22 protein-coding genes and 5 tRNA genes are annotated in these 22,335 nt (G+C 55.9%); 25 read left to right on the plus strand and 2 right to left on the minus strand.

The window, feature by feature from the left end; translation table 11 throughout:
• Window position 1: 1 nt before the first annotated feature.
• The 3 genes from G7Y43_RS04980 to G7Y43_RS04990 all read left to right on the plus strand — a co-directional run bounded on the left by G7Y43_RS04980 (window position 2) and on the right by G7Y43_RS04990 (window position 2,439).
• Window positions 2–1,189 (plus strand): transketolase C-terminal domain-containing protein, encoded by a 1,188-nt coding sequence (locus G7Y43_RS04980; protein ID WP_165044706.1) that lies wholly within the window; start codon window positions 2–4, stop codon window positions 1,187–1,189.
• 18 nt (window positions 1,190–1,207) lie between these two features.
• Window positions 1,208–2,155 (plus strand): thiamine pyrophosphate-dependent enzyme, encoded by a 948-nt coding sequence (locus G7Y43_RS04985; RefSeq protein WP_165044708.1) that lies wholly within the window; start codon window positions 1,208–1,210, stop codon window positions 2,153–2,155.
• Between the two features lie 95 nt (window positions 2,156–2,250).
• Window positions 2,251–2,439, plus strand: coding sequence for an Mth family G-protein coupled receptor (locus G7Y43_RS04990; RefSeq protein ID WP_165044710.1), 189 nt, complete (start codon window positions 2,251–2,253; stop codon window positions 2,437–2,439).
• A gap of 68 nt (window positions 2,440–2,507) precedes the next feature.
• Here G7Y43_RS04990 and G7Y43_RS04995 read toward each other — a convergent pair whose 3' ends face one another.
• Window positions 2,508–3,797 (minus strand): aminotransferase class I/II-fold pyridoxal phosphate-dependent enzyme, encoded by a 1,290-nt coding sequence (locus tag G7Y43_RS04995; RefSeq protein ID WP_165044712.1) that lies wholly within the window; start codon window positions 3,795–3,797, stop codon window positions 2,508–2,510.
• A gap of 423 nt (window positions 3,798–4,220) precedes the next feature.
• On the opposite strand from G7Y43_RS04995, the gene G7Y43_RS05000 reads away from it, so the two are divergent.
• From G7Y43_RS05000 to rplA, 10 genes are all read left to right on the plus strand, one after another.
• Window positions 4,221–4,305 (plus strand) — tRNA-Tyr (locus G7Y43_RS05000).
• A 4-nt stretch (window positions 4,306–4,309) separates the two neighbouring features.
• Window positions 4,310–4,385: transfer RNA gene (locus tag G7Y43_RS05005), tRNA-Thr, on the plus strand.
• A 4-nt stretch (window positions 4,386–4,389) separates the two neighbouring features.
• Window positions 4,390–4,466, plus strand: a tRNA-Met gene (locus G7Y43_RS05010).
• An 88-nt stretch (window positions 4,467–4,554) separates the two neighbouring features.
• Window positions 4,555–5,751, plus strand: a complete 1,197-nt coding sequence (tuf, locus tag G7Y43_RS05015) for an elongation factor Tu (protein ID WP_165044714.1) — start codon at window positions 4,555–4,557, stop codon at window positions 5,749–5,751.
• Between the two features lie 111 nt (window positions 5,752–5,862).
• On the plus strand, window positions 5,863–6,012 hold the full coding sequence (gene rpmG / locus G7Y43_RS05020; protein ID WP_021900606.1) for a 50S ribosomal protein L33: 150 nt from the start codon (window positions 5,863–5,865) through the stop codon (window positions 6,010–6,012).
• A gap of 24 nt (window positions 6,013–6,036) precedes the next feature.
• Window positions 6,037–6,113, plus strand: a tRNA-Trp gene (locus G7Y43_RS05025).
• Window positions 6,114–6,221: 108 nt separating this feature from the next.
• Window positions 6,222–6,656, plus strand: a complete 435-nt coding sequence (secE, locus tag G7Y43_RS05030; protein ID WP_165044716.1) for a preprotein translocase subunit SecE — start codon at window positions 6,222–6,224, stop codon at window positions 6,654–6,656.
• Between the two features lie 12 nt (window positions 6,657–6,668).
• Window positions 6,669–7,199, plus strand: a complete 531-nt coding sequence (gene nusG / locus G7Y43_RS05035) for a transcription termination/antitermination protein NusG (RefSeq protein ID WP_165044718.1) — start codon at window positions 6,669–6,671, stop codon at window positions 7,197–7,199.
• A gap of 114 nt (window positions 7,200–7,313) precedes the next feature.
• Entirely contained in the window at window positions 7,314–7,805 is a 492-nt protein-coding gene (gene rplK, locus G7Y43_RS05040; RefSeq protein WP_165044720.1) for a 50S ribosomal protein L11, read from the plus strand.
• A 132-nt stretch (window positions 7,806–7,937) separates the two neighbouring features.
• Window positions 7,938–8,648: a 50S ribosomal protein L1 gene (rplA, locus tag G7Y43_RS05045; RefSeq protein WP_165044722.1), complete on the plus strand. Its 711-nt coding sequence runs from the start codon at window positions 7,938–7,940 to the stop codon at window positions 8,646–8,648.
• A 500-nt stretch (window positions 8,649–9,148) separates the two neighbouring features.
• Here rplA and G7Y43_RS05050 read toward each other — a convergent pair.
• Window positions 9,149–9,224: transfer RNA gene (locus tag G7Y43_RS05050), tRNA-Ala, on the minus strand.
• A 206-nt stretch (window positions 9,225–9,430) separates the two neighbouring features.
• On the opposite strand from G7Y43_RS05050, the gene G7Y43_RS05055 reads away from it, so the two are divergent.
• The 12 genes from G7Y43_RS05055 (at window position 9,431) to G7Y43_RS05110 (ending at window position 22,320) form a co-directional block, all read left to right on the plus strand.
• Window positions 9,431–9,823 carry a hypothetical protein gene (locus G7Y43_RS05055; RefSeq protein WP_165044723.1) on the plus strand — a complete coding sequence of 131 codons (393 nt, stop codon included), beginning with the start codon at window positions 9,431–9,433 and terminating at the stop codon, window positions 9,821–9,823.
• Between the two features lie 347 nt (window positions 9,824–10,170).
• Entirely contained in the window at window positions 10,171–10,914 is a 744-nt protein-coding gene (locus tag G7Y43_RS05060; RefSeq protein WP_165044725.1) for a cytochrome c3 family protein, read from the plus strand.
• 295 nt (window positions 10,915–11,209) lie between these two features.
• A complete protein-coding gene (locus G7Y43_RS05065) occupies window positions 11,210–11,869 on the plus strand; it encodes a cytochrome c maturation protein CcmE (RefSeq protein WP_165044727.1) in 660 nt (219 codons plus the stop codon).
• A gap of 33 nt (window positions 11,870–11,902) precedes the next feature.
• Window positions 11,903–14,212, plus strand: coding sequence for a heme lyase CcmF/NrfE family subunit (locus tag G7Y43_RS05070; protein ID WP_165044729.1), 2,310 nt, complete (start codon window positions 11,903–11,905; stop codon window positions 14,210–14,212).
• A gap of 6 nt (window positions 14,213–14,218) precedes the next feature.
• A complete protein-coding gene (locus tag G7Y43_RS05075; protein WP_165044731.1) occupies window positions 14,219–14,932 on the plus strand; it encodes an ABC transporter ATP-binding protein in 714 nt (237 codons plus the stop codon).
• Window positions 14,933–15,682, plus strand: coding sequence for a heme exporter protein CcmB (locus G7Y43_RS05080; RefSeq protein WP_206215091.1), 750 nt, complete (start codon window positions 14,933–14,935; stop codon window positions 15,680–15,682).
• Window positions 15,683–15,891: 209 nt separating this feature from the next.
• Window positions 15,892–16,656, plus strand: coding sequence for a cytochrome c biogenesis protein CcsA (gene ccsA / locus G7Y43_RS05085; protein WP_165044733.1), 765 nt, complete (start codon window positions 15,892–15,894; stop codon window positions 16,654–16,656).
• A 104-nt stretch (window positions 16,657–16,760) separates the two neighbouring features.
• Entirely contained in the window at window positions 16,761–16,958 is a 198-nt protein-coding gene (locus G7Y43_RS05090) for a CcmD family protein (RefSeq protein ID WP_165044735.1), read from the plus strand.
• A gap of 151 nt (window positions 16,959–17,109) precedes the next feature.
• Complete coding sequence (locus tag G7Y43_RS05095; protein ID WP_165044737.1) at window positions 17,110–17,925, plus strand: UTP--glucose-1-phosphate uridylyltransferase; 816 nt, start codon at window positions 17,110–17,112, stop codon at window positions 17,923–17,925.
• A 313-nt stretch (window positions 17,926–18,238) separates the two neighbouring features.
• Complete coding sequence (locus G7Y43_RS05100; protein WP_165044739.1) at window positions 18,239–19,147, plus strand: homocysteine S-methyltransferase family protein; 909 nt, start codon at window positions 18,239–18,241, stop codon at window positions 19,145–19,147.
• The gene (locus tag G7Y43_RS10780) at window positions 19,147–19,641 is read left to right on the plus strand and encodes a hypothetical protein (RefSeq protein WP_370514642.1); all 495 of its coding nucleotides are present in this window, start codon (window positions 19,147–19,149) and stop codon (window positions 19,639–19,641) included. The genes G7Y43_RS05100 and G7Y43_RS10780 overlap by 1 nt, the downstream gene beginning before the upstream one ends.
• Window positions 19,642–19,974: 333 nt before the next feature.
• Window positions 19,975–22,320: an anaerobic ribonucleoside triphosphate reductase gene (locus tag G7Y43_RS05110; protein ID WP_165044740.1), complete on the plus strand. Its 2,346-nt coding sequence runs from the start codon at window positions 19,975–19,977 to the stop codon at window positions 22,318–22,320.
• Window positions 22,321–22,335 lie beyond the last annotated feature (15 nt).

Raw genomic sequence — 22,335 nt, forward strand, 5'->3', positions numbered from 1 at the left:
TATGAGCACCGAGATCAAAGCCTTTTCCGCAACGGGAAATCAGATGGTGGCCGAGGCGATGCGCCAGGCTGAGCCCGACGTCATGGCCGCGTACCCCATCACGCCTCAAACTACGATTGTCGAAAGCTTCGCGAAGTTCGTGGCAGACGGCCGCGTGCATACCGAATATGTAACGGTGGAGTCCGAGCATTCGGCGCTGTCCGCCTGTGTAGGAGCATCTGCCGCCGGCGCGCGTGTGGCCACAGCCACGGCATCGCAGGGTTTGGCGCTCATGTGGGAGGAACTGCACATCACTGCCGGTATGCGTCTGCCCATCGTCATGGCAAACGCCAACCGCGCGCTCGCAGCTCCTATCAACATCCACTGCGACCACTCCGACATCATGGGTGCGCGCGACACCGGTTGGATCATCATGTTTGCCGAAACCGCGCAGGAAGCCTATGACAACACGGTGGTATCGTTCAAGGTTGCCGAAGATGCACGTGTGCAGCTTCCTGTGCTTACCACACTTGACGGTTTCACCACCAGTCACGCCATGGAGCGCTGCGAAATGGAAGATGATGACACAGTTCGTGCATTCGTGGGCGACTACGTTGCAGCACATCCACTGCTCGACACCGACAATCCGGTGGGGTGCGGTTCGTATGCGCTCGGCGATTGCTACATGAAGACGCATCTGGCGTGTCGTCGTGCGAATACCGGGGCGCTTTCCGTCATTGAAGAGCACGGCAAGGCATGGGAAGCCATCTGTGGCCGACCATTTAACGTGGTTGATACATGGGGAACCGAAGACGCCGACTACGTGGTGGTCGTGCTGGGTTCGGCGGCCGGCAACGCGCGCCATATTGCGCGCGAGCTGCGCGCACAGGGAAGGCGCGTGGGTGTCGTTCGTCCGAAGGTGTTCCGCCCGTTCCCGGCTGCTGCGGTTGCTGCGGCGTGCAAGACAGCAAAGGCGGTGGCTGTTATGGATCGTTCCGACTCCATCGGTGCTGCGCATGGACCGTTAGGTGCCGAGGTTATATCCGCCCTGCATGAGGCGGGTCTTACCATGCCAGTTAAAAACTACATCTTCGGCTTAGGTGGGCAGGATCTCACCAATGAGCTGATGACCAGCATATTCGATACGCTCGAGGACGTGGCTGCGGGCACGGCATCGCCGGCACTCAGCTACCTCGGGTTCGAGGAATAGAAGAGGAGGGTAGCATCTATGGCAAACATCAAAGAGCTTTCCCGCCGTCCCGAGTGTCTGGCTGCCGGTCATCGCCTGTGCGGTGGCTGCGGTGCTTCCATCTGCGTCCGTCAAGTGCTGATGGGCGTGCCCGACGACGTTTATCCTATCGTGGGCAGTGCAACCGGCTGCTTAGAGGTGTCCACCACTATTGCGCCGTATAACTCGTGGAAGGTTCCCTTCATCCATAACGCATTCGAGAATGCGGCAGCAACCATGTCCGGCGTTGAAGCTGCGTTTAAGGGTTTGCGTCGCGCGGGCAAAATACCCGCCGACAAGAAGATGAAGTTCATCGCATTCGGCGGCGATGGTGGCACGTACGATATCGGCTTGCAGTCGCTCTCCGGCGCCATGGAGCGCGGCCACGACATCGTGTACGTGTGCTACGACAATGGCGCTTACATGAACACGGGCATTCAGCGCTCATCGGCAACGCCAAAGGGTGCGTGGGCTACTACGTCGGAAGTTGGCGTGGCTCAGCAGGGCAAACCGCAGGTTCGTAAAGACCTCGCTTCCATCATTGCGGCGCATGGTGTGCCCTATGTTGCCCAGTCGACGGTTGGTCACTGGAAAGATCTTGTGGCTAAGGCTGAAAAAGCTATTGCCGTCGATGGTCCGGCATTCATCAACGTTATGGCGCCCTGCCCGCGTGGTTGGCGTATCGGCAGCGATGAGACCCTCGACATCTGCCGTCTGGCGGTCAACACCAAGTTCTGGCCGTTGTTCGAGGTGGAAAACGGCGTATGGAAGCTCACGCCCGTGAAGGAGAAGAACCTGCGTCCGCTCGAGGACTTCCTTCGTCCTCAGGGTCGTTTCAAGCACTTGTTCCGTTCGGGAAATGAGGCGCTTCTCGACGAGATGAAGGCCGATGTTGCGGCGTACTGGGCTTATCTCGAAGGCCGCGTTGAGGGATCGAAGGGTCTCTAGACGGTATCTACTTTGCATATTCGAAAACGGCTGCCTGCGGTACAATGCAGACAGCCGTTTTTCACATTAACGTTCATGTAACGATAGGAGATCACATGGCTGACGAGCAAGGGGGCATCGAAAGCGCACCGCCTTTGACCGCGTACGAAATCGCGCGCGCAAAGAAGGAGGCGGAACTTAAACGGGCTCAAAAGCAAAAGAGGAAGCTTATCATTTACTCCACGTTGGCGTGCATCGCCGTCATCGTCGGCTTGGCGGTTGTTTTAGGGTATTCGTACTCGTAGGAACCGATAAACCTGTCGGCTCAAGGTCCGACACAGCACTACTCAAGGCTGCTTGGTGTCGGCTCATGCTAAACGCCCAGCAGCTTTTCTGCGTATGCGAGCTTCACGCAGCAGCAGAACACGTCCATAGCCTCTTTCAGCTCGTCAAGGGGCGGCAGCGACGGGGCGATGCGAATGTTCGAGTCGGCGGGATCGTTGCCATACGGCCAAGTTGCTCCGGCTCCGGTTAGGCACACGCCTGCCTGTCGCGCAAGCTCCACCGTGCGTTTTGCGCAACCGTGTGGTGCATTAAACGAAATGAAATAGCCGCCGCGGGGACGCTCCCAGAAGCACTCACCAATGCTTTCAAGCTCGCGATCAAGCGCTTGCAGCACTAACTCGAATTTTGGCCGCATGATAGCTGCGTGCTTACTCATGTGCAGCGCAATTCCAGAAGCATCGCGCAAGAAGCGCACATGTCGTAGCTGATTGAGCTTATCGTGGCCGATCATTTGCACACTTATGTGCTGCTTGATATCGGCGATATTTGCGGGGCTTGCTGCCATCGCCGCAACCCCTGCTCCAGGAAACGTCACCTTCGACGTCGATGCGAACTTGAAGGCACGGTCGGCATGTCCTGCCTCTTTACAAGCGCGGCCGATGTCGAGCAGATGATCCTGCTCGTTTGCTTCGTCGTAAAGATGATGCACGCAGTACGCATTGTCCCAGAAGATGCGGAAGTCATCGGCGGCGCATTCCATGAAGGCCAACCGGCGCACCGTATCGTCGGAATAGGTAATGCCGCTTGGGTTCGAATACTTCGGCACGCACCACATTCCCTTTACGCGTTCGTCGCTTGCTGCGATGCGTTCTACCTCGTCCATATCTGGCCCGGTTGCGGTCAGACGAACTGGTATCATCTGTGCGCCGAACGCTTCGGTGATAGCGAAATGACGGTCGTATCCAGGAACGGGACAGATCCATTTCACAACGTCATAGTCGTTCCAAGGGCGTGATCCGCAGGTGCCAAACTGAAAGCAGCGTGCCATGGTGTCATACATAATAGTAAGGCTTGCGTTGCCGAATACGATAACGTTGTCCGCATTGTCATCAAGCATTGTGGCCATGAGTCGTTTAGCTTCAGGCAGACCATCGAGCACACCATAGTTGCGACAGTCGGTGCCATCTTCGGCAATGGCACGTACATCAGCACGCAGTTCGTCAAGCATTGGCATGCTTAGGTCGAGTTGCGCTGCGGAGGGCTTTCCGCGTGCCATATTCAGCGAAAGCCCCTTTGCTTGGAACGTCGCATGTTCGGCGCGTAAGCGGGTGAGTTCTTCTTCGAGTTGCTGAGTCGACATCGTGGCATAGGCGGTCATGGTGAGAAGCCTCTTTCGAGATAGCTTTTGCTTTGTCATTGTTGTGGGAGCCATTACGTCGCAAAGCTCACGTATTCCCGGTGAAGGTTTCAGGCAAGCTGTGCTTTGTAGATGCTGGCATGCACGCATTCTAGTATAGTTGCTTCGAGGTAGACGACGTGAGAAAGTAGTTCGATTTTCGGCGTATTGCAGGCGCTGAAAGCGAGTTTCCGCAGGTACTTTCGAAAAAGGATCAGCGGAGTGCCCGCACTTGTCATTGGTCCGGCGCTCGCTCTGGTGTGGGAATGATGGAGACACTCCCGGGGGCGTGTTGATAGTTGACAGCTCGGAAAACCGAGTGTATTATTCTCCTGCTCGCGCGTTCGGAGGTGTGAAAGTGCGAGTGGCAGCTTGAAAAGTACACATGAATTGAGCGACGAACAGGGGCGTGTGCCCGAGTGGTTAAAGGGGACGGGCTGTAAACCCGTTAGCTATGCTTACCTAGGTTCGAATCCTAGCGCGCCCACCATCTTGCCTGTGTAGCTCAGTCGGTAGAGCACTTCGTTGGTAACGAAGAGGTCACCGGTTCAAGTCCGGTCGCAGGCTCCATCACGGCGGTGTAGCTCAGTTGGTCAGAGCACACGGTTCATACCCGTGGCGTCACTGGTTCAAATCCAGTCACCGCTACCATTGTATATTCCGCGTCCGCATTGTCGGACGCGTCGTTTTATTCAGGTTTCGTTTTCGCATAAAGCGAATTCAAAAAGGAGGATGACTCATGGCTAAAGAGAAGTTTGAGCGCTCCAAGCCGCATGTTAACATCGGCACCATCGGTCACGTTGACCATGGCAAGACGACCCTGACTGCCGCTATTTCCAAGACTCTGTCTGAGAACGACGGCTCTCACGGCACCGCTCATGCTGACTTCACCGCCTTCGATCAGATCGACAAGGCTCCCGAAGAGCGCGAGCGTGGCATCACCATCTCCATCGCTCACATCGAGTACGAGACGGATCAGCGTCACTACGCTCACGTTGACTGCCCCGGCCATGCTGACTACGTCAAGAACATGATCACCGGTGCTGCTCAGATGGACGGCGCTATTCTGGTTATCGCCGCTACCGACGGCCCCATGGCTCAGACCCGCGAGCACATCCTGCTCGCCCGTCAGGTCGGCGTTCCCTACATCGTCGTGTTCCTGAACAAGTGTGACATGGTTGATGACGAGGAACTCATCGAGCTCGTTGAGATGGAAGTTACCGAACTGCTTGATTCCTACGGCTTCGAGGATTGCCCGATCGTCCGCGGTTCCGCTCTGAAGGCTCTGGAGGGCGACAAGGATTGGCAGGAGAAGATCTGGGAGCTCATGGACCTCGTTGACGAGCACATCCCGACCCCGGAGCGTGACGTTGACAAGCCGTTCCTGATGGCCGTTGAGGACACCATGACCATTACCGGCCGTGGTACCGTTGCTACCGGTCGTGTCGAGCGTGGCGTTCTGCATGTGAACGACCCGCTGGAGATGGTTGGTATCAAGGAGACTTCCAGCACCGTCTGCACCGGCATCGAGATGTTCCGCAAGCTGCTCGACGAGGCTCAGGCCGGCGACAACATCGGCTGCCTGCTGCGTGGCGTTAAGCGCGAAGACATCGTTCGTGGCCAGGTTCTCTGCAAGCCCGGCAGCGTAACCCCGCACACCGAGTTTGAGGGCCAGGTTTACATCCTGACCAAGGAAGAGGGCGGCCGTCACACCCCGTTCTTCGATGGCTATCGTCCGCAGTTCTATTTCCGCACCACCGACGTTACCGGCGTTGCGCATCTGCCCGAGGGCACCGAGATGGTTATGCCTGGCGACAATGTTACGCTGCGTGGCGAGCTGATTCACCCGATCGCTATGGAAGAGGGCCTGAAGTTCGCTATCCGCGAAGGTGGCCGCACCGTTGGTTCGGGTCGCGTTACCAAGATCCTCAAGTAGTAATTCTCAAAGATACGTCGATGCAGAGCCCGTTGAAAAGACGGGCTCTGCATTCTTCGAGTTCATGTGTAGACATTCAAGCTTGTTTGGAATACAGTAAAAGGAGAGTTCATGCGTACATTGGTCACTTTGGCATGCACAGAGTGCAAGCGCCGTAACTATACGACCAAGAAGAACAAGCAGAATAATCCTGACCGTATCGAGTTCAAGAAATACTGCAAGTGGTGTGGTCATCATACCCTGCATAAGGAAACCCGATAGCAGATCAGTGATTTTAGCGAGCATAGGCCAGTAGCTCCAATTGGTAGAGCGGCGGTCTCCAAAACCGCATGTTGGGGGTTCGAGTCCCTCCTGGCCTGCCAGCTCGACTGCATGAGCAGCTTGCATTCAGGTTGCTTGGAAGGAGCAGCTTGGAGTCAGGCTGCTTGTTTGGCGTTTAGAAGGAAATCAATTTCCGCTTAAGGACACAGATGGCTAAGAAATCAAAGACACAGCGAGCAAAAGCTTCTGCGGCGCGCGCCAAGCGAAAGGCGGAGGCGAAGCGTGCCGAGGAGTTGGGCCTGGAGGTAAAGCAGGAAGAACCTGCTGCTAAACCGGAGGCCCCTAAGAAAGGCTTGTTCAAGAAGTCCGAGACCGCCGGATCGTCCTCGAACAGCGGCAAGCAGGCGGATGCCAATAAAGTTGTCAAGAAGGAGAAGAAGCCCGGTCGCATTCGGACGTTCTTCAAGGGTGTGCGTTCCGAGATGCGCAGGGTTACATGGCCCACGCGTCAGGACGTTCTTCGTTGGAGTGGCGTCGTTGTGGCTGCGTTGGTTTTCTTTGGTGTATTCGTCGCCGTGCTGGACAACGTTATCGTTACGCCGTTGCTGGTTGCGATATCCAGCTTGTCCGGGCTTGTTGCGTAAGGAGCAAGGTACATGGCGAAGAAATGGTATGTTCTGCATACGTACTCTGGTTACGAGAACAAAGTGAAAGCGAGCCTTCAGACCCGTGTTGAGACAATGGGGCTGGAAGACAACGTTTTCGCTATTGAGATACCCACGGAAACGGTTACCGAGATCAAAGACGGCGGTCGTCGTGTGGAGAGCGAAAAGAAAGTGTTTCCCGGCTACGTGCTCGTTCGTATGGAGCTCGATGATCGCAGTTGGGCAGCCGTTCGCAACACTCCAGGCGTTACGGGCTTCGTAGGGGCCGACAACAAACCCGCTCCGCTTACGCGTGCCGAGTACAACAAGATTATGAAGCGTACAAGCCCCGAAACTCCGAAGAAAACATCTTCGAGTTTGGAAGTTGGCCAGTCCGTGAAGGTTGTGTCTGGCCCGCTCGCCGAGTTCGATGGCATTGTTTCAGAGGTTGCTCCCGAGGCTGGCAAGGTGAAGGTTATGGTCTCCATCTTTGGTCGCGAGACACCGGTGGAGCTTTCCTTCGATCAGGTGGCGAAAATATAACTGGTAAGCAAACAAGCTGCTGCGCATGCCCGAGTGGACCGGGGCTTCTCATGTAAGGCGCTTAGTTGATAGCAAAACGAAACGAATGTTGTTCAGCTGAAAGGAACGTTCACAATGGCTGAAAAGAAGAAAACCGGCTTTGTTAAGCTGCAGATTCCGGCAGGCGCTGCAAATCCTGCCCCTCCGGTCGGTCCGGCGCTGGGTGCTCAGGGTGTTAACATCATGCAGTTCTGCCAGGCGTTCAACGCCCAGACGCAGGATCAGTCCGGTACCATCATCCCTGTTGAGATTACCGTTTACGAAGACAAGAGCTTCACGTTTGTCTGCAAAACCCCGCCTGCTGCGGTGCTCATTAAGGAGAAGCTGGGCATTAAGAGTGGTTCGGGCATTCCTCAAATCAAGGTTGCTGGTACGTTGACCGAAGATCAGCTTCGCGAGATTGCCGAGATCAAACTGCCCGATCTGAATGCCAACGATATCGATGCTGCCATGAATATCATTGCAGGCACCGCTCGTAGCATGGGTGTACGCATTGAGGGTCGTCCCATGAAGAAGAAGTATGTACCTTCCCGTAAGGTTGCGGCCATTCTCAGGGGTGAAGCGTAAGCTATAAGCAATGCACTGCTGCATACGCATAGAGCAGTGTATGAAGTTAGGTCGATGGTACACAGGTGCCATTACCATAGATAAGTGGAAGGGCGCTTAAGGCGCTCGCCATTACCACGAAAGGAAGCAAGTATGAAGTTATCCAAGAATTATCGCGCCGCGCAGGAGAAGATCACTGAGTCGGCGTACGCGCCGATCGATGCCATGGCGCTGCTGAAGGAGATCGCGACTGCAAAGTTCGACGAGACGGTTGAAGTCCACTTCCGTCTTGGCATCGATACTCGTCAGGCCGATCAGCAGCTCCGTGGTACGGTGAGCCTGCCCAACGGCTCTGGTAAGACGGTTCGCGTGGCGGTGTTCGCTGAGGGCGAAGCTGCTCGCGCTGCTGAAGAGGCTGGTGCCGACATTGTTGGTACCGACGAGTTGGTCGCTCAGATTCAGGCTGGCGAATTTAACTTCGACGCTGCTGTCGCCACACCCGATCAGATGGGTAAGGTTGGTCGCTTGGGTAAGATTCTCGGCCCCCGTGGCCTGATGCCGAATCCGAAGCTCGGTACCGTGACTACCGACGTAGCCAAGGCTATCAAGGAGCTCAAGGGTGGTCGTGTGGAGTACCGTGCCGACCGCTACGGCAATGCTCACGTTATCCTGGGTAAGGTTTCCTTCACTCCCGAGCAGCTCGCCCAGAACTACGGTGCTGTGTACGACGAAATCCTTCGCATGAAACCCGCTGCAGCCAAGGGCCGTTACGTGAAGTCTATCACCGTTGCGTCCACTATGAGCCCCGGTGTGCCGGTTGACTCGTCTGTGACGCGTGCTTACACGGAGAAGGCTGCCGAGTAAGCAGCAAACCAAAACACATTCGTTTTTGGGCCCCGCATGCCGGGGCCTTTTTGCTGTTCAGAATGCGCCACTGGCGCATTCTGCCCTCTCGGGGTCCGATCCATGTCAGGTTACCAAAAAAGGCCGCTGACCTGGGCCAACGACCTTTCCAAATATTGGTGGAGCATAGGGGGATCGACACGTATTCGCTTCGCGAATCCGTGAATTCCTCAAGCCTTCGGCTTTCGGACCAAAATGCGCCACTGGCGCATTCTGCCCTCTCGGGGTTCGATCCGTGTCAGGTTACCAAAAAAGGCCGCTGACCTGGGCCAACGACCTTTCTAAATATTGGTGGAGCATAGGGGGATCGACACGTATTCGCTTCGCGAATCCGTGAATTCCTCAAGCCTTCGGCTTTCGGACCAAAATGCGCCACTGGCGCATTTTGCCCTCTCGGGGTTCGATCCATGTTAGGTTACCAAAAAAGGCCGCTGACCTGGGCCAACGACCTTTCTAAATATTGGTGGAGCATAGGGGGATCGAACCCCTGACCTCGGCATTGCGAACGCCGCGCTCTCCCAGCTGAGCTAATGCCCCGAAATTTCGCCATGCGCAAACCGTGCGATTCCGTCCGTTGCTTGCGTCCTGGCTTATTCACGCAAGTTGACATTGTGGCAGTGCGAATGGGCTTTGTCAATCGTGGATGAGCGAAGTTGCAAAACTTCTTCTTTCTTTTTTTGTTCAAACAGTTCAGAATGAATATAGGGGATGATTTGCGATGTGCAATGTAGGAGGGGCCACGTATGAGAGACGTCATTAAACTTGCAGGTGCGATTACGGCAATGCTGGTCTTGCTGATGTTGTGCGGATGCGCGACGCTACATGACGGCGATACGTTTGTGGGTTCGTGGGAGCTCGTTGAAACGTCGGGCGACGAAAGTGCCTTATCGCCCGATTACGTGAGAGAGATGCGAGATCTTGGGATGATCATCCAGCTTACGCTTGAAGAAGATGGCACGTTAATTATCGATCAGTACGGTGAGATATCAACAGGAACATGGCAAGCTACATCAACCGATGAGGGGTTGGCCACACTCGACAACAACGTGGCATTGATGCGCCTTGATGGTGATCGGTTGATCATGGGAGACGAAGCGTCGTCGATGACGTTTAAACGCCAGGGAAACACTGATTAAGGTTGTCTTGTCCTGCGTTTGCAGGGTGGATGGCTGGGAGCCAAAGACCAAATGTGCGTGTGTACGTGCGTAAATGAGATTTGAGATCTCCAGGCACCGCACTACAAATGTAGGGCTGGCGGAAGTAATCAGTGTTTCTCTGGGCCAGTTAGCACATCTGTATTGCGCGCAGCTAAAGAGTGTCTTCGAAAACTGCGTCAATTGGAAAATCCCCCAAAACGGGTGAATACTGAACTGATTATTTTGCGCTATTATGCACGGGCATTAAAGTTTGCGCTACACTTCTGCGGGTAAACGCGCATGGAAGGTATGCGCCTGATGAAAACCTGAAAGGAGGTTGAAGAGGAATGAGTGAAGAGGTAACCAAAGCGGAAGCCGCCGCCGAGGCAACCGTAGTCGAGGACTCTCCAACCAAGGAGGCTGCGCCAAAGAAGGGAAAGAAGAAACTCCCCATCATCCTTGGCGTAGTTGCGGTTGTCGTGATTGCAGCCGGTGCCGGCTTCTGGGTTTGGCATGAGCAGCCGAGCTTCTGCAACGCCATTTGCCACACGCCGATGGATCCTTATCTGCCGACCTATGAGGCAGAGGTTGGTGCTGCGGCCACCGACAAGTGGGGCAATGAAGTTGCGAACTCCAGCTCGATGCTCGCGTGCGTGCATCGCGATTGGGGCGAGAAGATGAACGACGAGATCACCTGCATGGGCTGCCATGTTCCGACGCTGAGCGAACAGATCGGCGAGGGCATGAAGTGGGTATCTGGTAGCTACGAAGTGGTTGACAACTCCGCGTTCGGTGTGGTTCTTCCCGAGAAGAGCCTGGAGGATCTGGTTGCGGCTCGTGGGTTGACGCCCGACGAGTTCTGCCTGAACGAGGGCTGCCATAACCTGACGCGCGACCAACTTGCGTCTGCTACCGACGACATGAAGCGCAATCCGCATTCTGCGCAGCATGGTGAGGTTGCGTGCAGCGAGTGCCACAAGGCTCATCGTGCATCCGTTCTGCAATGCTCGCAGTGCCATAGCGATGCCGAGATTCCCGAAGGCTGGCTGAGCGCCTCTGACGCCAAGGCACTGGCGAACACCGCCGCCTAAGCGTCGCAACGTCCGACGGTAGATCGGGCAAACAAGCAAGAGAGAGGGCTTGTCGTGAGCACGTGTGCTCACGACAAGCCCTTTTCTGTCTCATGATCAAGAATCGCAGCGCACGTACGGGCAAAGCGCACAAGACGTGTCCTGAGTATGAAACGTCAGGCAAGACATGCCCTCATGGTGAATTTTTAGTTTCACGGGCGGTGCGATTCGGGCTCATGGGAAGTGCGGGAAAATTATTCGGTTATAACGCATGCATGAGCGCTGCATGAATACGGTGCGATAAAAAGGGAGACACATGAACAAGAAGATGAAGCGGCGCATGGTGGTCGTCACTGGTGTGATTGTCATTGTTTTGATTATCGTGCTCGCGGTGGTTGGCGGATCGAGTTCGGCGAAATCGGTAACGGTTGCTGACGTGGTAAACGGAGCGTATCAGGATCAGAAGGTGCAGGTTACCGGCACGGTTGTCGACAATTCCTTCGAAACAAAGGATGGCGTGCTCACATTTAGAATTTATGATCCCGAGGGCGATCCTTCCCAAGAGCTTGATGTTCGCTTCGATGGAGGTGTGTCGGCGACGTTCGGCAACGGTGTTGTTGCTATTTGTACGGGCAAGATGGATTCCGATGGTGTGTTGTCGTGTACCGAGCTGGTGACGAAGTGTCCGTCGAAATACGAGAACGCCACTGATGCTTTGACGGTTGAGCAGCTGCTCGATTACGGCGATAGCGTCATTGGCAAACCGGTGAAAGTTGCCGGTGTTGCGAAATCGGTGGCGGCGGTCGGAGAGGGCGATCGCATTGTTCTCACGTCGGAAGACGGTTCGGTCGAGCTTGGCGTTGCCTACGACGGAGCTATCCCCGATGGCGTTTCCGAAGGCGCTGCACTGGTAGTTACCGGTTCGCTTGGTGAGGACGGCACGTTTGCGGCAACTGATGTGGCACTGAAGGCGTAAAGCCCGGTTGCCACTGAAAGGGATGATGAAGGTATGTCAATAGTTGGTTTGCTCGGTTTGCTTGTTGCATTCGCGGGCATTGGTGTGACGGTGGTGTGCCTGATCGCCGGTTCTCTTCTGCAGAAAAAGCGAACGGGCGGCACCGGCGAAACGCTCACCTGGGCGGGGCATCTGGGCGTGCTTATCACGTTCATCGCGCTTACGGTGTGTTGTGGTGTGTTGGTGTACTGCTTTATGGTGGGCGATTACTCGATTGAGTACGTACTCATGCAGCACAGCGACTCTTCGAGCAGTATTGCTTGGCTCTACAAGCTCTCGGGGCTTTGGGCGGGCCGCGAAGGGTCACTCTTGTTCTGGGCGTGGCTTATTGCAGCATTTGGTGCGCTTATGGCTGCCCGAAACATGAAAGGTTTGGCGAAGCTCGACAGTATGGCGCTGCTCGTGCTGACCATCGTGCTTGCGGCGTTTGTGGGTGTGTTGTTGTTCTCGGAAAGCAATATGCCTTTCACAGTGACGCCTGAGAATCTGTACGGTGCGGACGGTACGCTGACTGCTGCAGCGTCAATGTACGGCATGAATGCGCTGCTCGAGCACTGGGCCATGGCGATTCATCCGCCCACGCTGTTTGTGGGTTACGCTGGCCTGACGGTGCCGTTTGCATACGCCATTGCGGCGTTGATTGTGAACGACCCGTCGCGCGAATGGGTGATCCGTTCGCAGCGTTACACCCTGTTCTCGTGGCTGTTCTTAGGAATAGGCATTGGTTTAGGTGCTGTGTGGGCGTACGTGGTGCTCGGTTGGGGCGGTTACTGGGGCTGGGATCCGGTCGAGAACGCCAGCTTGTTGTCGTGGTTAGTGGGTGTGGCGCTCATCCATAGCTTCACGGTGTACCGTCAGCGTGGCGCATTCAAGCGTTGGAGTGTCATGTGTGCATGTCTGACGTTTGCGTTTGTGATCGTAGGTACGTTCATTTCTCGCTCCGGACTGGTGCAATCGGTACACGCATTCGAGGGTGATCCGGTGTCGTTGGCGCTGTTCGGCGCGCTGATTGTGGTGTCGGTGCTCGCTGGTGTTGTGGGTCTTGTTGTTCGCTGGAAGAGCTTTGGGCCATCGTCTGATGGCACTGACGATGTGGAAAACATGTTGTCCAAGGATGCCGCCTACTACTTCAACAACGTGATCATGGTGGTATTTGCGTTCTTGCTCGCGTATCTGACTATTTCGTCAGCGCTACCGTCGTTTCTGCCATTCGGTGGCCAGAGCGTTTCTGCGGGAACCTACAACGCCATCGCTCGTCCGCTCGGTGTGGTGTATTTGGGCATTCTTGCGGTGTGCCCGCTGTTGTCGTGGGGTAAGACCGATGGTGCACGCTTTTGGAAGCGTGCGAAAGTGCCGGGATTGTGCGCATTGGCGTTGTTTGTCGTGCTCATGGTGTATTTCGTCACGTACCTGTTCCCTGGCTACAACGACGTGATCGCCGCTGGGGGTGCCGAGGCGGCGGGATTGCAGGAAGAAGGCCCCTGGTGGTACTACAACGGGCTTGCTGTGGTTGGTTTTGCGGTTGCGAGCGTATTGTTTTTCAACTCGCTGTTCATGCTGGGGCGCGCGGTGCGCGGTTATGCGAAGGGTCACGGCTGCGGTACGCTTGCGGCACTTGGCGGCATGCTCACGCATCGTGCCTCCTCGTTTGGCGGTTTTGTTTCCCACTTTGGCATGGCAGTTATTCTAGTGGGGCTTATCGGCTCATCGATGTACGTAACGAACGTGGTAGGATACGTGCCCTACGATTCTAAAACTGACACCGTGGCCGAGGATTTCACTATCAAGGATTACACGCTCACGTACACGGGCAATAGTATCGAACAGCAGAAAAACGGTGATGACATCCTGTACACGCTGTATTACGACGTGTACAAAAATGGCGAGTTTGTTGGTTCGGTTGATCCGACGGTGCAGCTGGTTCAATCAACTCAGCAGCAAAAACTCATCGCAAGCGTTATATCGTTTCCGACCGAAGACTTGTTCGTGGTGTACCGCGGTGTGAACGAAGACGGCGACTTTGCTATGGATGTGCGCGTAAACCCGTTGATCTCTGTGGTGTGGGTAGGGTTTGTCTTGCTGATGGTAGGCGTGGTAATAGCCACGTGCGGCGGGCGCGGCGCGAAACGGGGATCGTGCGCCGAAAGGGAAGATGTGCTGCTCGCCGCCGAGACGGAAGGCACTGGCTTGGCCGATGTGGCTCCTGAAGCCGCAAACGACGACCATGACTCCGCCAAGGCCACCAACAGCGATACTGCCAGTGTTGCCAAGGTGGCGGTAGACGCCGACACAGACAAGGACTAGCCGGTCATGGAAGCTGCGATAAGGGCACAGAAGCTGACGAAGGCGTTTGGCACGCGCAAAGCGGTTGATAGGGTAACCTTTGAAGTGCCCTGCGGCGCGTTCCTGTCGATATTCGGCCCGAACGGTGCGGGTAAGACCACGTTGCTCAGGATGCTTTCCACACTTGTTCGTCCAACCAAGGGTGAGGCGTGGCTTATGGGAATCGACATGAGAGAAGAGCCCGACTGCGCGCGCGAGCACATTGGGCTTATCTCGCACAACTCCATGTTGTATCCCGATTTGACTGCCGAAGAGAACCTAATGGTGTACGCGCGTTTGTATGGCGTGCATAACCCCGAACAACGTGTGCTCGACATGCTTGAGGCGGTCGAGCTTAAGCACCGTCGTCACGATGTGGTGCGCACGTTCTCCCGTGGCATGACACAGCGGCTCTCTATTGCTCGTGCGCTCATCCATAATCCCGACGTAGTATTTCTTGATGAGCCGTATTCTGGTCTCGACCCGCATGCGGTTGAGATATTCGACGAGCTCATTGACGCGCAGCGTGCCGGGCGAACGTTTGTCATGGTCAGCCATGATCTGCGAAAAGGTTTCGACATGTGCACGCATGCGCTCGTGATGGCGAAAGGTCACATTGTGGCGTTTGATGAGAAGGGAAACCTCGATTTCGGGGAGTTTGCGGACTTGTACCGCGCAACGGTTGGCATGGGGGTGTCGTAAATGGCAGAACGCATGCAACCCGCGCGGGCGCAGCGTACGGTCGAAGTGAGCCGACCGTCGACGTTTTCCCAGTACAAGGCATTGCTCCGAAAAGACCTCGAGCAGGAATTTCGTACAAAGGAAATGCTCACATCTATGGGCATCTATGCGCTGCTGGTACTTGTTGTGTATGGAGCGGCACTTGGTCAAACGTCGAAGGACCTCGACATCCTTCAAATGTGCGGCGGCTTGTTGTGGGCACTCATCGTGTTTACGTCGCTGCTGGGTTTGAACCGTTCCTTCTCGCACGAGAAGGAACAAGGTTGTCTCGAGGGTATTCTGCTTGTCCCACTCGACCGTTCCGTGGTTTTTCTGGCGAAGGCAACGTCAAACTTGTTGTTTCTGTTGGCGGTTGAGGTTGTGGCTGTACCCTTGTTCTTCTTTTTCTTTTTGCAGGGGACAAGCGTGGCTTCGTCATTTTGGCTGATGGTTGTGCCGTTGCTTGTGGGAACGGTGGGCGTTGCTGGCATTGGTACGTTGCTTTCGACTATCACCATTAACACGCGCGGCAAAGATGTGATGCTAGCGGTGCTGTTTATTCCGCTGGTGTTCCCGTTGCTGTACGCATGTGTGTCGTCGACAACGGCGGTGATCGTTGGTGCTGAAGGGTTCATGGATGTGTTTGTTCCTGCCATTGCGCTGGCTGCTGGCTACGACGTAGTTATGGTGCTGGTCAGCTGGGTTCTGTATGATTACGTCGTGTCCGCGTAGTGTGCGCAGGTGGTACTGCTGAAGTGTTACGGCGCTACAGCGCCATGGTGCCGCCTGTACGGTGAGTTGCCTGCATGAGTGAGCCGCCTTACGCGTGCGTTTTGTGCCACCATGAAAGCAGGCCGCGCTAGCCGCTGGGTGGCGGCGCGGTGCGGGTGGCAGCGGTTCGGCTATAATGCAGTAAGACCGCATTTGAGAGAAAGGTCGTTATGGCTGGGGAAAAAACCAGTAAACTTCCCGAGGCGGGACAATGGCCCGACCGTCTGGCGGCGGTGCTGCTGCCGTTAGGTGCTGTGGTGTCTGTCATCGGGTTTCTCATGGCGTTTCTGTACGCCGCGCCGGTGAATGGCGCAAGCGTCGAAGGCGTTGAGCTCATTGGTGGGCAGATGGTCAACACGAAGCTGCTCATCTCTCAGAAAATCTTCTATTTTCATATGCCGGTTGCGCTGGTGTCGTTTATTGCTTTGGCGTTCGGTGCGTACTATGGCGCACGCTTTCTGGCAACGAAGCAGCAGCGTTTCGACACGTGTTCCAAGATAGCGATGGAAATTGCACTTGTGTTCGTGGTGGCTACGATGGCAACCGGCGAAATGTGGACGCGCTTTGAGTGGGGCGTGTGGTGGTATTGGGAACCTCGGTTGACTACGTACTTGGTGCTTATGTTGATTGTCATCGCGTATTTTATCTTGCGCAACGCGATTGACGACTTCGAGCGGCGCGGCGTATATGCGGCCGTTATCTCCATTGTCTCGCTTGTCGATGTGCCCATCTGCTTTATGGTTACGCGCATGATTCCGTCGAGTGTGCATCCGGTGGTATTGCGTGCAGGGGGTATGTCGGGCGACATGGGCATGACCGTTGCTGTGTGCATGGTGGGGCTGCTCATGGTGGCGTTTGGCTTGTACCGTGCGCGCTTCCGTCAAGTTCGTATGGCTGAGCGCGTTGAAGCATTAAAAGAGCTACTAGACGAATAGTCCTCGGCTGCTGCGTTTGTGGTTGAGGTTTCAGCTTCCGCTCACTGAAGGGGCTGCGGCGCATTCGCATTGAGCATCTGCGCAAAGAAAGGAAAGGTTGTATCATGAACCCTGTTCTCATAGAGATATACAGCACCATTCTGCCGTCCGCTCCGTATGTGATTGCGGCGTACGCGTTGATTTGGCTCATACTGCTGGTGTATGTGGCTATTGTGGTATCCGGCATGAAGAAGACCGAGAAGCAGATCGCCGTGCTGGAAGAGGCGTTGCGTGATGCTGCTGTGTCGTCGAAGGGGGAGTGAGGTCGTCGCGTATTGCGAACGCCACAGGTACTGCGGCTTTCGTAGGTGCGAAACGTATCGCTGCCTGAAATGAGCTTGGTGCGTTGCCGAGTAAGGCACTTTGCGAAGGGCCGTGCTCGCTGTTGATGTCCGTTTGCGAAAGGAAAGACGAATGAAGGCTTTGATTCCCGCTGCTGGCTTAGGCTCCCGTTTTTTGCCCGCCACGAAGGCACAGCCGAAGGAGATGTTACTCGTTGTCGATCGGCCTGCCATTCAGTACGTTGTGGAGGAAGGCTTGGCCTCGGCGGCCGACGAGGTGGTTATCATCAACAGTCGCGAGAAGAAATCTATTGAGGAACATTTCTCGCCAGCACCCGAGCTGGTCGCCATGTTGCGCGAGCGCGGTAAGGACAAATACGCCGACGCGGTGGAACATGCCGGAAGCTTGAACGTAAGCTACGTGTACCAAGATGAGCCTCTGGGGTTGGGGCATGCCATCTACTGCGCGCATGAGAAAACGGCGGACGAGCCGTTCTATGTGCTGTTGGGAGACGTACTTGTTCCCGATAACAAGATGCTGCCGCGCATGCAGGATGTGTCGGATGCTCATGGAGGTGCGAGCGTCATCGCCGTTATGCCGGTGCCTGCCGATCAGGTGAGCCGTTTTGGTGTCATCGCTGGGGAAGCGGTAGCTGACGACGTGTGGAAGGTGTCATCGCTCGTTGAGAAGCCAGCGGTTGATGAGGCTCCGTCGAACCTGGCTGTGTTTGGCCGCTACCTGCTGTCTGCGCGCGTGATGGAGCTGCTTGCCGAGGGGAAGCCCACGGTTGGCGGCGAGATTCAGCTGACTGACGCACTCGATGCTGTGCTGCGCGAGGAAGAGATGTATGCGTTGGTGATTGATCCTGCGGATGGCTTTGATACGGGCACCGTGGAAAGCTGGCTTGAAACGAACAACGTGCTGTTCCAGCGAGCGGCGCAGCAGTAAGGATAGGAACGCTTGTGTCGTGCCGCTTGCCGGCAAAAGCGCTGCGAGGCGGCGGCACGAAAAGCGTGTATCAGGGAAACGCACGCCAAGACGACCTTAGTCAGCGTTTCCTTGGGGAAAATGATCGGCCCGGCGGAGGGGAACCGCCGGGCCACAAGGAGGGGATGATCGGCGCTTTATGCGCCGTTCTGCTTTCTTATGAAGCAGAGACAAGGAAAGGAGGGGAGCCTCTCGCTTGCTGATGCTATTATAGAAAGCAGAATTGAAGAACGTTTGCACGGCCAGTGCGCGTTTTGTGAAGGGGAGGTTTCATATGCCTGACATTCAACTTCGCTTCCATAAGGACATGCTCGTCTTGTCGGCTCCGATTGCACCCGTGTTGGAGCGTCAAGGGTTCGACCCTGATCAGAGCCTAGAATTTGCTGGATTGGTTGAACCGGAGGCTGTTCGTGATGCACTGCGGCTCAATAAGGTTGCCGGTGCTCAGTGTTTGGTTACCAACACCGAATCGGCGCTGCCGGCGAGGTTGGCTCATGTGGGGCTGGAAGACCGTGTGCAGGACGTCATCGACCAGGGTATTGCCACCGCAGTATCGCTTACTCCGCAGCATCTGCTGGTTCATGTGGGTCCGAGTGGGTTGCCGCTCGATCCGTCCAGTAAAGCGTCATTGAACGAGAGCCGCAGCCAATATGCTCGCATTGCCCGCATGATGAGCACCAAGGCGTTCGATGCGGTACTACTCGGAGGATTTGCCGATGCGGTCGATCTGAAATGCGCGCTCATGGGCATGCGGCAAGTGCTCGACTGCCCGGTGTTCGCAAGCGTTGATGTTCGTGCCGATGGAATGCTTGCAAACGGCCGTCACACGTTGGAAGACGCATGCGCCGTTATGGACGAGTTTGGGGCGTCAGTTGCCGGCATTCGTTCGGAGCTGAGTATCGAAGGGGTACTTGCACTGGTTGGGCGTCTCCGTGCTGCAACGTCGCTTCCGGCAATGGTGTCGCTTACGGTAGCACGCAATGATCCCAAACAGGGCCAGGCAACTGCTGAGAACCCGTACTTCTGTCCGGACACTATGATCGAGGCTGCCACACGCCTACGCGGCGGTGGGGTGCAATTTTTGCGCGCCGACGGCGCAGCAACGCCGGCATACACGGGCGCTTTAGTCGCCGCATCTGAAGGGTTTGACGTTATGCGCCCCGACGTGCAGGAGAACGAGTGATGACCAACCACAATTCTGGATCTGATCGTCGCCCGTTTGCTGTTATTCCCCCGTGCGTATACGAACAAGCGGCTCGTCGTATGCCAGCGGATGACGTCACTGAGCGTGCCTTGGGCGACGTGCGCGAAAAGCGTGTGGATGATATGCGTGATGCCTTTGATGATGCGACGTTCGACGAGCAGCTTGCGTACGTGCAGCGGATTTTGCTGCAGGAGCGCGCCGCACGTCCGTTCCCACGCCGGGCGCAGGAACGAAGCCCGTTTTACGGCGTGTTGCAGGATTTCGTCGACTCGCTCTTTGAAGGCGATTGTGACGCGGTGCTCCGTCGGCTCGATGTGGTAGTGGCGGCCGAGTCAGCCGAGTTGCCTGCCGACTTGCTGGAAGTGGTCGAGCTGCTTCCGCCGGGAAGCTACACACGGCAGCGGTTGTGCGGTCAGCTGAACTCCGCCATCGGTGCTCACGCGTGGTCGAGAACGTATGGGACGGTCAGTTGACGGAGTGTTTGTGTGCCCGAAAGGCGCTGTGCTGCGCTTGCTGGGAAGCAGGGCCGGCGATCGGTAGGTGTGTGCCGGGCTTGTGAATATACTATGAACGGGAGCGCTCGCGAAGCGCTCCTTTTCTGTGTGGAGCCTGCATTTTCGAATAACGGTTCAATGTCAAGCCTTGCGTGCCTGCATTCCTCAAAGTACTATATGTTTGCTTTAAATCCAGCCAATACCACAATATGTTGTGGAAAACTATGCGAATTTTCAGTGGAAAACTTGTGCATAGCAGCGCGAGTGAGCAGATGAGCGAGCGATGCAAGCGAAAGAGAAAGGGCTTCTGGCATGGTCGGAACCATCATTAAACGAGACGGGCGCACAGCTGAATTCAATAAAGACAAAATCACCGACGCGGTCGAAAAAGCCTTCCAGGCATGCGCTGCCATGCAAGATCGCTCCGTCGCCGAGGAAATAGCGGACAAGGTTGTTGAGAAGCTGGAAAACGGCGCCATCGAGGGCACTCCTACGGTTGAAGGCGTGCAGGACTTGGTGGAGGAAACCCTTATTGAGTCGGGTTTTGTTCAAACGTCGAAGTCCTACATTCTGTACCGCGCCGAACGTAGCCGCGCACGCGATGTGAACAGCCGTCTCATTCAAACACTGAAGGACATCACGTTCTCCAAGGCGTCTGAGTCCGATATGAAGCGCGAGAACGCCAATATCGACGCCGACACCGCCATGGGCACTATGCTGAAGTATGGGTCGGAGTCGGCCAAGCAGTTCTACGAGATGTGCGTCATCGACCCGAAATTCGCGCGCGCTCATCGCGAAGGCGACATTCATATTCACGACATGGACTTCTACACGCTCACCACCACGTGCTGCCAGATTGAGTTGAAAAAGCTCTTCAAGGGCGGCTTCTCCACTGGTCACGGTGTGCTGCGTGAGCCCAACGACATTTCCAGCTACGCAGCGCTGGCCTGCATTGCCATTCAGTCGAACCAAAATGACCAGCATGGTGGTCAGAGTGTATGTGACTTCGATTACGGCTTGGCTGAAGGCGTGCGTAAAACCTACCGTCGCCTATTTAAGAAGCACTTGGCTGAAGCGGTCGACCTGCTTACCGACATCGAGGATGACCGTGCCTTTGCCGAAGGCGCGCTGGCGCGCGTTGAAGAAGTGACCGGCGTTGTGGCGAGCATTGATATCGACGAAGTGTTCCGCGCCGCCGTGCTCGCCGAGCTTGATGCTGCAGGCGTTGATGCTCGTACCGCTGAGCGCGTAGTTGCCTACGCCGAAAAGAATGCTGAGCGCGATACCGACCGCTCAACGTTCCAGGCTATGGAAGCACTTGTGCACAACCTGAACACTATGCATTCTCGCGCGGGTGCGCAGACGCCGTTCTCTTCAGTGAACTACGGCATGGACACCAGCCCCGAAGGGCGCATGGTTATTAAGAACATGTTGCTGGCCACCGAAGAGGGCTTAGGGTCTGGCGAGACGCCTATCTTCCCCGTGCAGATTTTCCGCGTGAAGGAAGGTGTGAACTACAACCCCGAAGATCCGAACTACGATCTGTTCAAGCTGGCCATGCATTGCTCGGCCAAGCGGCTGTTTCCGAACTTTAGCTTCCTTGATGCGCCGTTTAATGCGCAGTACTACAAGGGCACGCCAGAAACCGAGATTGCCTACATGGGCTGCCGCACGCGAGTCATAGGCAATAGGTATGACCCCAACCGCGAGGTCACGCCTGGCCGTGGCAACCTGTCGTTTACGTCCATCAATCTACCGCGTCTGGCTATTCGCGCTCGTGGCGATATCGATTTGTTCTTCGATTTGTTGGATGCGAAACTGGCGCTGGTCATCGGACAGCTCGATGAGCGCTTCGAGATTCAGGCGCGCAAGCACGTGTACAATGCGCCATTCCTTATGGGGCAGGGCGTGTGGATCGATTCCGAGAATCTGAAAGCCACTGACACACAGCGCGAAGTGCTCAAGCATGGCACGCTGACCACAGGCTTTATCGGCTTGGCTGAATGCCTGGTGGCGCTTACGGGCCACCATCACGGCGAGAGTCCCGAGGCACAGCGTCTGGGCTTGGAGATCGTAGGCCATATGCGCAGCTACGTCGATCGTATCTCCCGCGAGCGGAACATGAATTACACGCTCATCGCTACGCCTGCCGAGGGGCTGTCGGGCCGTTTTGTGCGCATGGATCGCGCCCGCTACGGCAGCATTCCCGGCGTCACCGACCGCGACTACTACACCAATGGCTTCCATGTGCCGGTGTACTACGACATCAGCGCGTTCGACAAGATCGCTATCGAGGCACCCTATCACGCGCTTACCAACGGCGGGCATATCAGCTACATCGAGCTCGACGGTGACCCCACCGAAAACTTGGAGGCCTTTGAGAGTGTTATCCGCTACATGAAGGAATGCGGTATGGGGTATGGCAGTGTGAACCATCCGGTCGATCGCGATCCGGTATGTGGTTACAACGGCATCATTGAAGACGTGTGTCCTAAGTGCGGCAGGCGCGAGGAAGAGCACGGCGTGCAGTTCGAGCGCATTCGTCGTATCACGGGGTATCTGGTGGGTACGCTCGATCGCTTCAATGACGCAAAGCGTGCCGAAGAGCATGACCGTGTGAAGCACGTTGTTCCGGTGGAGCACGCAGAACAGGCGTAAGAGGAACAGGCGGAA

The sequence above is a fragment of the Adlercreutzia sp. ZJ138 genome (assembly GCF_011038935.1).
GTDB lineage: Bacteria > Actinomycetota > Coriobacteriia > Coriobacteriales > Eggerthellaceae > ZJ141.

What these genes read in the sequence shown, in the direction of transcription:
- G7Y43_RS04980 (WP_165044706.1), top strand. Translation starts at nt 2, where the DNA reads ATGAGCACCGAGATCAAAGCCTTTTCCGCAACGGGAAATCAGATGGTG.
- G7Y43_RS04985 (WP_165044708.1), top strand. Translation starts at nt 1,208, where the DNA reads ATGGCAAACATCAAAGAGCTTTCCCGCCGTCCCGAGTGTCTGGCTGCC.
- G7Y43_RS04990 (WP_165044710.1), top strand. Translation starts at nt 2,251, where the DNA reads ATGGCTGACGAGCAAGGGGGCATCGAAAGCGCACCGCCTTTGACCGCG.
- G7Y43_RS04995 (WP_165044712.1), bottom strand. Translation starts at nt 3,797, where the DNA reads ATGACCGCCTATGCCACGATGTCGACTCAGCAACTCGAAGAAGAACTC.
- tuf (WP_165044714.1), top strand. Translation starts at nt 4,555, where the DNA reads ATGGCTAAAGAGAAGTTTGAGCGCTCCAAGCCGCATGTTAACATCGGC.
- rpmG (WP_021900606.1), top strand. Translation starts at nt 5,863, where the DNA reads ATGCGTACATTGGTCACTTTGGCATGCACAGAGTGCAAGCGCCGTAAC.
- secE (WP_165044716.1), top strand. Translation starts at nt 6,222, where the DNA reads ATGGCTAAGAAATCAAAGACACAGCGAGCAAAAGCTTCTGCGGCGCGC.
- nusG (WP_165044718.1), top strand. Translation starts at nt 6,669, where the DNA reads ATGGCGAAGAAATGGTATGTTCTGCATACGTACTCTGGTTACGAGAAC.
- rplK (WP_165044720.1), top strand. Translation starts at nt 7,314, where the DNA reads ATGGCTGAAAAGAAGAAAACCGGCTTTGTTAAGCTGCAGATTCCGGCA.
- rplA (WP_165044722.1), top strand. Translation starts at nt 7,938, where the DNA reads ATGAAGTTATCCAAGAATTATCGCGCCGCGCAGGAGAAGATCACTGAG.
- G7Y43_RS05055 (WP_165044723.1), top strand. Translation starts at nt 9,431, where the DNA reads ATGAGAGACGTCATTAAACTTGCAGGTGCGATTACGGCAATGCTGGTC.
- G7Y43_RS05060 (WP_165044725.1), top strand. Translation starts at nt 10,171, where the DNA reads ATGAGTGAAGAGGTAACCAAAGCGGAAGCCGCCGCCGAGGCAACCGTA.
- G7Y43_RS05065 (WP_165044727.1), top strand. Translation starts at nt 11,210, where the DNA reads ATGAACAAGAAGATGAAGCGGCGCATGGTGGTCGTCACTGGTGTGATT.
- G7Y43_RS05070 (WP_165044729.1), top strand. Translation starts at nt 11,903, where the DNA reads ATGTCAATAGTTGGTTTGCTCGGTTTGCTTGTTGCATTCGCGGGCATT.
- G7Y43_RS05075 (WP_165044731.1), top strand. Translation starts at nt 14,219, where the DNA reads ATGGAAGCTGCGATAAGGGCACAGAAGCTGACGAAGGCGTTTGGCACG.
- G7Y43_RS05080 (WP_206215091.1), top strand. Translation starts at nt 14,933, where the DNA reads ATGGCAGAACGCATGCAACCCGCGCGGGCGCAGCGTACGGTCGAAGTG.
- ccsA (WP_165044733.1), top strand. Translation starts at nt 15,892, where the DNA reads ATGGCTGGGGAAAAAACCAGTAAACTTCCCGAGGCGGGACAATGGCCC.
- G7Y43_RS05090 (WP_165044735.1), top strand. Translation starts at nt 16,761, where the DNA reads ATGAACCCTGTTCTCATAGAGATATACAGCACCATTCTGCCGTCCGCT.
- G7Y43_RS05095 (WP_165044737.1), top strand. Translation starts at nt 17,110, where the DNA reads ATGAAGGCTTTGATTCCCGCTGCTGGCTTAGGCTCCCGTTTTTTGCCC.
- G7Y43_RS05100 (WP_165044739.1), top strand. Translation starts at nt 18,239, where the DNA reads ATGCCTGACATTCAACTTCGCTTCCATAAGGACATGCTCGTCTTGTCG.
- G7Y43_RS10780 (WP_370514642.1), top strand. Translation starts at nt 19,147, where the DNA reads ATGACCAACCACAATTCTGGATCTGATCGTCGCCCGTTTGCTGTTATT.
- G7Y43_RS05110 (WP_165044740.1), top strand. Translation starts at nt 19,975, where the DNA reads ATGGTCGGAACCATCATTAAACGAGACGGGCGCACAGCTGAATTCAAT.